The sequence below is a fragment of the Nonomuraea sp. NPDC050790 genome (assembly GCF_044456745.1).
Taxonomy (GTDB): Bacteria; Actinomycetota; Actinomycetes; order Streptosporangiales; family Streptosporangiaceae; genus Nonomuraea.
The window spans coordinates 96,890-107,819 of sequence record NZ_JBITGF010000006.1 but is presented as its reverse complement, the minus strand read 5'-3'; the positions used below and the strand labels follow the sequence as shown (position 1 = coordinate 107,819).

The 10,930-nt window shown below is 73.6% G+C and carries 6 protein-coding genes; 3 read left to right on the top strand and 3 right to left on the bottom strand.

All coding sequences use genetic code 11. The features are described from left to right. Positions 1 to 59: 59 nt before the first annotated feature. A complete protein-coding gene (locus ACIBEJ_RS29905; protein WP_397186195.1) occupies positions 60 to 1,205 on the top strand; it encodes a PucR family transcriptional regulator in 1,146 nt (381 codons plus the stop codon). A gap of 129 nt (positions 1,206 to 1,334) precedes the next feature. Here ACIBEJ_RS29905 and ACIBEJ_RS29900 read toward each other — a convergent pair whose 3' ends face one another. Further along, complete coding sequence (locus ACIBEJ_RS29900) at positions 1,335 to 2,105, bottom strand: tyrosine-protein phosphatase (RefSeq protein WP_397186194.1); 771 nt, start codon at positions 2,103 to 2,105, stop codon at positions 1,335 to 1,337. A 190-nt stretch (positions 2,106 to 2,295) separates the two neighbouring features. Here ACIBEJ_RS29900 and ACIBEJ_RS29895 point away from each other — a divergent pair, with 190 nt between their 5' ends. Together ACIBEJ_RS29895 and ACIBEJ_RS29890 are read left to right on the top strand one after the other, a co-directional pair. Beyond that, positions 2,296 to 2,496 (top strand): EF-hand domain-containing protein, encoded by a 201-nt coding sequence (locus ACIBEJ_RS29895; RefSeq protein WP_397186193.1) that lies wholly within the window; start codon positions 2,296 to 2,298, stop codon positions 2,494 to 2,496. 63 nt (positions 2,497 to 2,559) lie between these two features. Continuing rightward, the gene (locus tag ACIBEJ_RS29890; protein ID WP_397186192.1) at positions 2,560 to 3,726 is read left to right on the top strand and encodes a helix-turn-helix domain-containing protein; all 1,167 of its coding nucleotides are present in this window, start codon (positions 2,560 to 2,562) and stop codon (positions 3,724 to 3,726) included. On the opposite strand, the gene ccrA is transcribed toward ACIBEJ_RS29890, so the two are convergent. Both ccrA and ACIBEJ_RS29880 read right to left on the bottom strand, forming a co-directional pair. Then, positions 3,692 to 5,011 carry a crotonyl-CoA carboxylase/reductase gene (gene ccrA, locus ACIBEJ_RS29885; RefSeq protein WP_397186191.1) on the bottom strand — a complete coding sequence of 440 codons (1,320 nt, stop codon included), beginning with the start codon at positions 5,009 to 5,011 and terminating at the stop codon, positions 3,692 to 3,694. The genes ACIBEJ_RS29890 and ccrA overlap by 35 nt on opposite strands. Further along, positions 5,008 to 10,881 (bottom strand): SDR family NAD(P)-dependent oxidoreductase, encoded by a 5,874-nt coding sequence (locus ACIBEJ_RS29880; protein WP_397186190.1) that lies wholly within the window; start codon positions 10,879 to 10,881, stop codon positions 5,008 to 5,010. Before ACIBEJ_RS29880 ends, ccrA begins: the two co-directional genes overlap by 4 nt. Between the last annotated feature and the right edge of the window lie 49 nt (positions 10,882 to 10,930).

The window sequence follows — 10,930 nt, the reverse complement described above, 5'->3', positions numbered from 1 at the left end:
CGTTACATAGTTGAATGGCCGGACCGAGGAATCTATTGGAGCGATTCGCAGAGTTCGTTGTGACCGATGACAAAGAGTTGATGATCGGCGGCGTCAGCGTGCACCGCCGGCTGGCGCGCGAGCGGGCCCGGCTGGCCCGGGTGCTCGTGGCGCGGGTGCTGGCCGACGTCGAGCAGTACCGCGACCTGCCCGCCGGGGAAGTGGCCCACGACATCGTCGCGCTCGTCGAGGAGAACCTCCTCGCGCTGTCGGAGGCGCTGCGCGAGCGCGCGGTCCCCGCCGAGCCGGGCGGCCGGGTCGCCGAGACCGCGATCAGGGGCGCCGAGCAGGGCATGCCGCCCGGCGCCCTCGTCGAGGCCTACCACCTGGCCTTCGCCGGGACCTGGCGGGCGCTGACCGAGCGGGCCGGGCCGGACGACCTGGCCGACGTGCTCGCCTGCACCGAGCTGATCCTCGACTACACGCGGCGGGTCACCGAGGTGGTCACCTCCGCCTACTTCGACGAACGCAGCCGGCTGTCGGCCGAGGAGCGCGACGAACGGCACCGCCTGCTGTCGGCCCTGCTCGGCGGCGAGCACGTGGACGGCCTGGCCCCGGCCTACACCGTCCTGTCGCTGTCGGCGGGCGAGGGCGGCACGCTCGCCACGCGGCGCAAGCTGCACAGGATCGAGCGTGAGCTGGAGGCGTTCGCGCCCGGCACGCTCTTCGACCGGCCCGCGGGGACCGCGTTGCTGCCCTGGTCGGGGCCGTGGGAGCGACTCGAACTTCTGGTGGTACGGCTGGCGGAGGCCGGACGCGGCCCGGTGACCGCGGCGGCTGCCCATGCCGCCCCGGCCGAGGTGCCCGACCAGATGCGGCTGACCAGGGAGGTGCTGGACGTGGTCGGCTGGTTCGGCCGCGGTCCCGGTCTCTACCGGCTGTCGGACGTGCTGCTGGAGTACCAGCTCACCCGGCCCACGGCGGCCTCGCGGGCGCTGGCGGCGCTGCTCGACCCGCTGGACGCGCATCCCGAGTTGCTGCGCACGCTGGAGGTGCATCTGCGCCACGGGCGGTCCCGGCGGGCGACGGCCGAGGCGCTGCACCTGCATCCCAACACCGTGGACTACCGGCTGCGCAGGGTGGCGGCGCTGACCGGGCTGGACCCGTCGGGCGACGCGCACGTGCAGCGGGTGGGAGCGGCCCTGGCGGCCAGGATGAGCCGCTAGCGCCGCCAGCCGCGGGTGGCGGTGGCTGAAGACAAGGTGGCTGGGGACAAGGTGGCTGGAGACAAGGTGGCTGGGGACGAGGTGGCGGTGGCAAAGGCTGGGGCGAGGTGGAGGTGGCGGCGGGGGTCGTCAGTGGAGGTAGAGGTCGTGGAGGGCTTGGAGGTCGGTGTCGGTGAGGCCGAGGGCTTGCCGTACATAGCCCGAAATATCGCCGTAGGTGGCTGCGACCTGGTCGAAAGCCGCGTTGAGGTAGACCTCGCGGACCTCCAGCAGCGGGCGGACCAGCTCACGGTCGATGCCGTGCTGGGCCACCAGGTCGTAGACGCTCACGGCCATCGCCTCAAGGTGGCCGTTGCTGGCCAGGTAGTCGGCCATGACGGTCTCGCGCTCCACCCCCAGCAGGGTGAGCAGCAGGGCGGCGCCCCAGCCGGTGCGGTCCTTGCCCGCGGTGCAGTGGAAGAGCGTGCCCGGCCTGGCCAGGGCGCGCAGGAGCTCGGCGTACGCCTCGTGGGCGTCCGGGCTGGTGATGAAGGAGCGGTAGACCTCGATGAGGAAGTTCTGCGCGGTCTCCGGTGAGCGCAGCGCCTCCGCCTTGTCGGGGGAGGTGAACAGGGCGGCGATGTCGGCCCCGTGTCCGCCGCCGCGCTGCACGTCCAGCACGAGGTAGGCGATGCCGTCCGCGAGGCGGTCCGGCTGCTCGGAGCGTTCCGTGGAGGTGCGCAGGTCGCACACCAGCCGCACGCCCACGTCGTGCAGGCGGCGCTGCTCCCGCCCGTCGAGGCGGTCGAGCGCGCCCGCGCGGAAGGCCAGGCCGGTGCGGACCTTCCTGCCGTCCTTGGTGGCCTGGCCGCCGACGTCACGCAGGTTGGGCGCGGAGTGGATGACGAGATTCTCCCCCATGAGATCAGACCATATCCAGATATATCCGGCCTGCGCGGCGGAGGTGGCGTTCAAAGGCGTGATCGGCGGGGTAGACGTGGTCCTCGTGTCAAAAGCCCACCGCTGCGACAAGCCCCCGCAAGTCATCCCATTTCTCAACTCACCCCAGCCGTTCGCCACTAAGGTCTGACCCGACACAGGAGGAACATCAATGAACGACTACGAGACGACCTTCAAGCTCATCGACGCCGACGACGACGGTCTCATCTCCCCCGAGGAGTTCGTGCGGCTCATGGACATCCTCGGCCAGCCGGTCACGATCGAGCGCGCGGAGGAGGCCGTCAAGCAGCTCGACCTCGACGGCGACGGCCTGATCAACATGCAGGAGCTCGGCAACTTCCTCGGAAGGTGACAAAAACAAGCACTTGCTACCCACTCTTTCGGCGCATCAGTCACAATGGCGTCGGGAGGGACCATGGCCATCAGGAGCGACACCCGGACGCCCGCGGACGTCCTGACGACACTCCGGGAGGGGATCGGCCGGGTCTCCACCGAGGTGATCGAGGAGATCCAGACCCGCATCCCCGAGTACGCCCGCCCCTCGGACGAGGTGTACATCAAGGTCATCCGGATGGCCGTGGAGCAGGCCATCTACGGTTTCCTCGACCGCATCGAGAACCCTGACGCCGCCTGGGACCCCGAGCCGTTCCGCATGATCGGCCGGGGCGAGGCCGCCGAGGGCCGCAACCTCGAACCCCTGCAGACCGCGCTGCGCCTCGGCGCCCGGGTGGGCTGGCGGCGGCTCACCGAGATCGCCGAGCCGCTCGGCCTGTCCCCGCAGTCGCTCTACGACCTGGGCGAGGCCATCTTCGTCTACCTCGACCAGCTCGCCGACGCCGCGGCCGAGGGCTTCGACGAGGCGCGGGCGCACGCCGCGGGCGAGATGGAACGCCGCCGCAACCGCCTGCTCGACCTGCTGCTCACCCAGCCGCCCGCCGGCCAGGAGGCCATCGCCGACCTGGCCAAGGCGGCCGGGTGGCGGCTGCCCAAGACCGTTGCCTGCGTCGCGCTGGACGACCAGCACGGCGCCTACCGCCGGCCCGCGCTGCCGCCCGACGTGCTCACCGGCCTGGAGCGCGCCCATCCGTGCCTGCTCGTGCCCGATCCGCGCGGACACGGCCAGGCGCTGGACGTCGCGCTCCGGGGGTTGAAGGCCGCGATCGGGCCCGCCGTACCCCTTGCCTCGGCGACGACGTCGCTGCGGTGGGCCACCGAGGCGCTGGAGCTGTCCGCGCGCGGCGTGCTGCCGCGCGGGCTGCTGCGGTGCGCCGACCACATGGCGACATTGGTGGTGTTCAAGGACGAGGAGCTGGTCGGCGCGCTGGCCGAGACGCGGCTGGCGCCGCTGGCGCATCTGCGGCCCACCCAGCAGGACCGGCTCGCCGAGACGCTGCTGGCCTGGCTGCGCCACGGCAGGGGGGCGGGCGAGGTGGCCGCGCGGCTGCACGTGCACCCGCAGACCGTCCGCTACCGGCTGCGGCAGTTGGAGGAGCTCTACGGCGACCAGCTCGCCGACCCCGACATCCGCTTCGAGCTGGAGATCGTGCTCAGGGCCCGGCAGGCGCTCGGCGGAACAGCCTGAGCCGTTCCTCGCCGATCCGCTCGCGCAGCGCGTGGTCCTCGACGCCGAGATCCTCCCCGGGCGCGAGCGCGAGCACGCCGACCTTCCCGACGTGCGCGTTCGTCTGTACGGCCCGCGCCGCCTCCCCCGTGCGCTCCAGCGGGTAGACCCGCGACAGCGTCGGATGCACCATGCCCAGCGAGATCAGCCGGTTGACCTCGTGGCACTCCTGCTGGTTGGCCCCGTGGGAGCCGATGATCCGCTTGAGCTTCATCCACAGGTGCCGGTTGTCGTAGGCGTGCTCGTACCCGCTGGACGACCCGCACGTCACCACGGCGCCGCCGCGCCTGGCCACGTAGACCGAGGCCCCGAACGTCTCGCGGCCCGTGTGCTCGAACACGATCCCCGGATCCTCCCCCACCAGCCGCCGCACCTCCGCGCCCAGCCGCCGCCAGCCCTTCTCGTCGCCCAGGTCCTCGAACCCGGACCGGTCGATCACGTGCTCGCACCCCATCGCGCGCAGCAGCTCGCCCTTCTCCGGCGAACTGACCACGCCGACCGGGATGCCGCCGCCGTTCCCGACCAACTGCACGCCGTACCCGCCGAGGCCGCCCGTCGCCCCCCACAGCAGCACGACGTCGCCCTGCCGCATCCGCGCGCCGCGCTCCCCCACCAGCATCCGGTACGCGGTCGCGGCGCACAGCAGGTTGCAGGCCGCCTCCTCCCAGCTCAGATGCCGCGGCTTGGGCAGCAACTGGGTCGCCTTGACCACCGCGAAGTCGGCCAGCCCGCCGAAGTTCGTCTCGAACCCCCACGCCCGCAGGTCCGCGGTCAGCATTCCGTCGTGCTGGGCGATCGGGTCCTCGCCGTCGACGTAGGCGGGTCCGGCCACCACCCGGTCGCCGACCTTCCACCTGCGTACGGCCGCGCCCGTGCGCACGACCACCCCCGCGGCGTCCGAGCCCAGCACGTGTGTGGACAGGTCGTGCCTGGGGTCGGTACGGCCCAGCCGTTCGAGGAAGGCGAAGGTCGGGACCGGCTCGAACATCGCCGACCACACCGTGTTGTAGTTGATCGCGCTCGCCATGACCGCGACCAGCACCTCGTCGGGGGCCAGCTCCGGCATCGGGACCTGGCCGACGTGCAGCGACAGCCGTACGTCCTTGTCGCCCTCCCTGTGGGCGGCGGCCTTGAACATGCCGACCTCGTCGCGGTGGATGTAGGCGGCGCGGTAGGTGGGCGGCACGTCGAGGCGGGCCAGTTCCTCGGGCGGCGCGCCGGCGACGACGGCCTGTGCCAGGTTCATAGCAGGTCCTCCAGGTGGGCGGCGACGAACTCGACGTGGGGCGGGTCGAGCAGGTTGAGGTGGTGCGAGCCGGGCACCTCGACGATCTCCAGGCCGGGGCTGTAGGGCGCGAAGCCTCTGGCCGGGTCGTCGTGGTGCAGGTAGCGCGGGTCCTCGACGGCCCAGGGGGTGGGCTCGGTGCTGCGGTAGAGGATCACTCGGCCGGTGTGGACTTCAGGCCGGTAGCGCTCGATGGCGCGGGTGTCCTCGTGGGAGGTGATCTGGTGGCGGAGGATGGCGGGGCTCAGCATGGCCAGCACGCCCGACTCGGCGATGCGGGCCTCGGCCAGGTCGAGCTGGGCCTGCTCGCCGAGCGCCGCCAGCTCGTCCGCCTCCAGCCGGACCCGCACGCCGTACGTGGTCCCGAGATATCCCGCGAAATCCGCGTATCTGCGGGCATGGAGTAGCCGCCGGTCCTCCTCCGGCACCGCGTCGGGCAGCCCGGAGTCGATCATCGCCACCAGCTCGCAGTCGTCGCCCAGCAACCGGCCCGTCTCGAAGGCCAGGATGCCGCCGAACGACCACCCGCCCACCCGGTACGGCCCCGGCCCACTGCGCCGGATCCGCTCCGCGTACCGGGCGGCGCGCTCGGGCACGCCCAGCGCCGGATCGTCGATCCGCTCCAGGCCCACCACCGGAACGCTCAGCCGGGAGGCCAGCAACGTGTAGACGCCGGTGGTCCCGCCGGCCGGATGACCCAGGAACAATGCCTTTCGCTCCTGCGTCCGTCTGGCGCGGGGGTTGAGCGGGCGGAGGAGCCCGCGTTCGCCCTCCACCTCGTCGACGGCCCTGATGGCGTCGGCCAGGTCGCAGATGCGCGCCTCCGGGGTTCCGACGGTGACGACCCGGCTGCCGACCTCGCGGCCCAGCACGTCCAGCGCCACCGGCACCACCTCGGGCGGCACGGTGTCGGTGACCGAGGGCGCGTACCCCATCAACCCGGTCAGCACCCGCACCACCTGCCGCTCGGCCGCGTCCCTAGGCCCGATCGGCCGGGCCGGACCCACCGCCGCGACCAGCTCCCCGAGCGTCCCCCCGTTGAGCAGCGGCGCCACCGGCACCACCACCCCGAAGTCGTACTCGATCAGCCCGCGCAGCCGGGTGGCCGCCAGCGAGTCCAGCCCCAGCTCGGTGAGCACGCTGGCGTCGTCCAGCCACACCGGGTCGAGGCCGAGCACCGCCGCCACCCGCTCACGCACCCGCGCGGCCACGTCCCCACCCGCCCGCGCAGCCTCCCCTTCCACCACCTCCGAGAAGTACGGCAACCGCCCGGCCTCGGGAAAGGCGGCCAGGGCCGCGACGGGATCCAGCTTGACCACCCCGGCAGACCACCCCCGCCCCAGCAGCGCCGCCAACGCCTCGACCCCCTCCTCAGGGGTGAGCACCTCGACCCCGGGCAGCGCGCCTGTGGCGCCGGACCAGGGGCCCCAGTTGACGGTGATGGCGGGCGAGCCCTCCGACCGGCGTACCTGGCAGAGGGCGTCGAGCCAGGCGTTGGCGGTGGCGTAGGCGGCCTGGCCGGGTGAGCCCAGCAGGGGCGCGGCCGACGAGAACGCCACCCACCAGTCCGCCGCCCGGGTGGCCTCGTGCAGCTTGAGCCCGCCGGTCACCTTTCCCGCCCACACCCTGTGGAGGGCGGCGGCGTCGAGGTCGGCGAACAGCCGGTCGTCGAGCACGCCGGCCGTGTGTACCACTCCGCGCAGCCGGAGCCCGCCCTCGGTGGCCGCCTCGACCAGCCGCTCGGCCGTGCCGTCGGCGGCCAGATCCCCGACGACCGCCACTGCCCCGGGCGGGAGTTCGGCCGGGGGCGCCGAACGGCCGTTCAGCACGATGCGCGTGGCGCCACGGGCGGCCAGCCACCGCGCGACCTCCATCCCGAGCCGCCCGAACCCACCCGTCACCACATACGCCCCCGCCCCCACCACCTCCCGAACGGGAGCAGGCGCCCACTCCACCCGCCTGAGCCTGGCGACATAACGCACCCCACCCCGCCACGCCACCTCATCGTCAGGACCCGTTTCCTGGTCAAGGACGGAGAGGTCGTCCACGTCCACCAGCGTCGCCCGCAGCTCGGGCCGTTCCAGGGCGAGCACCCGGACCAGCCCCCGCAGCGACGCGGCCCCCGGATCGGGCCTCTCCCCGTCGAGGACGGCCTGGGCCCGCTGGGTCACGATCGTCAGCCGTCCGCAGGTGGACGCCTGACGGGCCAGCCGCAGGATCAGCTCCTGGGTCTCCAAGGGCGACAGCCCACGCGGCACCACGACCACCGCCCCAGACCCCAACCCCGCACCCAACCCCGCCCCGGACCCCGACCCCGCACCCAACCCCGCCCCAGACCCCGACCCCGCACCCGACCCCGACCCAGACCCCAACCCCGCCTCGGACCCCGACCCCGCCCTATGCCCCGACCCCGTGCCTGGCCCCGGTCCCGTGGTGGGCTTCTCGGAAGGTGCCTCGACCCAGACCCGCTCGACCAGCTTGTCCTTTAGCCGGGCCGGCACCTCGTGCGCCCCGGTCTCCCGGATCTCCAGACCCTCCAGCGTCCCGTCCGCCGCCATCCTCGCGGCCTTCTCGAAAGGCTCTCCATCCGGCGGAAGCCCGGCGGTGCCGTACACCCTCCAGACCCCGGCGGCGGACTTGGCGCTGACCCTGACCACCCCGCGAGACAGCGTCACAGTGACCCGCGCGGGCAGCGGCAGCAGCGCGTGCAGCGCGACCCCGTCCAGCGCGGTGTCCTCGCCGCAGACCTCGCGCACGGCGGCGTGGGCGAGCCGGGCGACCACCGCGAGCGGCAGCACCGGACGGCCGTGCCGGTGCCAGCGGGCGGATTCCAGACGCCAGGGGGCCTCGGTCAGGTCGTCCAGGAGGGTGCTCCACGCGTGGCCGTCCGGGGTCTCCACGTGCTCGCCCAACAGACCGTGCCCGCCTGACAAACCGTGCCCGCCTGACAAACCGTGCCCGCCTGACAGACCGTGCTCGCCCAGCAGGCGGTGTGCGCCCAGCAGACGGTGTGCGCCGTCGGCGGGGCGGGGCGGTGGTGTGGTCCAGTGGCGCTCGTGTCGCCAGGGCGGGGGCGGGACGTCCACGATCCGCCCGGCCGTCCGCGGCGGTACGGCGGCGGCCACGCCGGCCACCTGCGCGTAGAACTCCGCGTCGGCCCCACGCCGGAGCGAGTGGGTCACCAGCGCGCCCCTGGTCAGCGTGTCGCGCAGGGCGGAGGACAGCAGCGGATGCGGGCCGATCTCGGTGAAGACCGTGTAGCCGTCCTCGGCGGCGGCGCGCACCGCCTGCGCCAGCCGGACGGGACGACGCGCCCCCGCCGCCCAGTACGCGGCCTCGAAGACCGGCACCTCCCGCGGATCATCCAGAACCGTCGAATAGTAGGGCAGCATCGGCTTACCTGGATCGATCCCGGCAAGCTCCTCCCTGATCAGCGGCAGCAACGGCGTGACCTGCGGCGAATGCCCCGCCCCCTCGGCGGTGAGCATCCTGGCCGACCGCCCGGAGGCGGCGATCCGCTCGGCGAAGGCGGCCACCCGGCCGGGTTCGCCGGTGACGACGGTCTGCCGGGGCGAGGTGTGGACGGCCACGTGCAGCGTCGCGGGGACCTCGTCGGCCGCCGCCTCGACGATCGCCATCGCGCCGCCGCCGCCGAGCGTGCCCAGCAGCCGGGCACGGCGGCAGATCACCCGGACCGCGTCGCGCGTCCCGAGCCCTCCGGACACGACGGCGGCGGCCACCTCGCCCATCGAGTGGCCGATCACGGCGGCGGGACGAAGGCCGTACGCCTGCCAGAGCCTGGCCAGGGCGAGCTGGCAGGCGAAGATCAGGGGCTGGGCCTGGGCGACGCCCTCGGGGCCGGCCCAGAGGTCGAGCTCGGCTTCCGCCCTGAGCAGCGGGGCCAGCTCGTCCAGGGTCGCGCGGTAGGCGGGTTCGGTCTCGTAGAGGTGGCGGCCCATGTCGCGCCACTGCCCGCCGTACCCGCTGAAGACCCACACGGGACCGGTGCGGACGGCGGGGAGCGGGAGGGGGCGGGCGGCGCGCAGGTTCGCGGCGAGCTCTTCGGCGGTGGCGGCGACGACGGCGGTGGCGACCGGCCCGCGTCCCGCGCGCCTGGCCAGCGTGTGCGCCACATCGGCGAGGGACCACGCCGGCGAGGTCGTCCCTGCCGCCGTCGTCCCTGCCGCCGTCGTCGGCGTCGGCGTCGGCGTCGCTGTCGCTGTCGTCGCTGTCGCCGTCGCCCGCTCGGCGAGCAGTTCGGCGTGGGCCTTCACCCGGTCCGCCGTGACGTCGCCGAGCACGAACACGTGCTTGGCCGTCGCGGGCGCGGTCGCGACGGCGGGAGGGGCGGCGGTCAGGGCGACGTGGGCGTTGGTGCCGCCGAAGCCGAAGGAGGACACCCCGGCCCGGGGGTGCGGCCAGGAGGTGGGCTCGGTGACGACGGACAGGCGGTCCCAGGGGATGTGCGGGTTGGGGTTGGTGACGTGGATGCTGGGCGGGATGACGCCGTGGTGCAGCGCCAGGACCGTCTTGATCAGGCCGGTCACGCCCGCCGCCGCCTCCAGGTGGCCGAGGTTCGACTTGGCCGAGCCCAGCAGTACGGCCGCGCCGGGGAAGGCGGCGGCCACGGCGCCGGCCTCGATCGGATCGCCCAGGTAGGTCCCGGTGCCGTGCGCCTCGATGTAGGCGGGGTCGGGCAACCCGGCGTGCACCTGCCTGAGCAGCGTCTCCTGCGCCTCCGGGTTCGGGGCGACCAGGCCGTTGGAGCGGCCGTCCTGGTTGACGCCGGTGGCGGTGATCACGGCTAGCACGCGGTCGCCGTCGCGCAGCGCGTCGGCCAGCCGTTTCAGCACCACCACGCCGCAGCCCTCGGCGCGCACCATCCCGTCGGCCGCCGCGTCGAAGGCCCGGCAACGGCCGGTGGGCGAGGTGCCGCCGCCCTGGTCGAAGGCCATCGTGACGATCGGCGACAGCAGCAGGTTGACGCCCGCCGCCACGGCCAGGTCGCTCTCCCCCTCGCGCAGGCTGCGGACCGCGAGGTGCGTCGCCACGAGCGAGGACGAGCAGGCGGTGTCCACGGCCAGGGAGGGCCCGCGCAGGTCGAGCAGGTACGCCAGCCGGTTGGCCGCGATGCTCAGCGCCGCCCCGGTCGCCGTCCAGGCATCCACCCGGGCCGGGTCGGCGGTGGTCAGGTAGGCATACTCATTCCCGGAAATACCAACAAATGTCCCGGTACGGCTCCCGCGCAACCCCCGAGGCGCGATCCCCGCATGCTCCAGCGCCTCCCAGGCGGTCTCCAGCAACAACCGGTGCTGCGGATCCATGACAGCCGCCTCACCAGGCGCGATGCCGAAGAACGCGGCGTCGAACCCGGCCACGTCATCCAGGAACCCGCCGTGCCTGGTCGTCCTGGCCAGCGCCGCCGCCGTCCGGTCCGAGCCGTCGTCGAAGGCCGCCCACCGGTCACCGGGCACGGTCCCGACCGCGTCCCGCCCGTCCATGAGCAGCCGCCAGAACTCCTCCGGCCCATGCGCCCCCGGCACCCGGCACCCCACTCCGACCACCGCGACCGGCTCGTCGCCGACGCGGGCACGGTGCTCGCGGGCCGCCGCCGGAGGCTCGGACAGCGCGCGGACCAGGTGGTTCACGGTCGGGTTCGCCCAGACGAGCGTCGGGCTCAGGTCCCGGCCGAGCAGCTCGGACAGCTCGCCGGCGATGGCCACGGCGTCCCTGGACGACAGCCCGTACTCCTCCAGCGGCCGGTCCGGATCGACCTCCTCGCCGCCCAGCCGGGCCGCGAGCCGTTCAAGGAGAAAGCCACGGACGTCCACGTGCGCTCCCATGCTGCCGGGGTGATCGGCCAACCTACCCAGGAGGCCG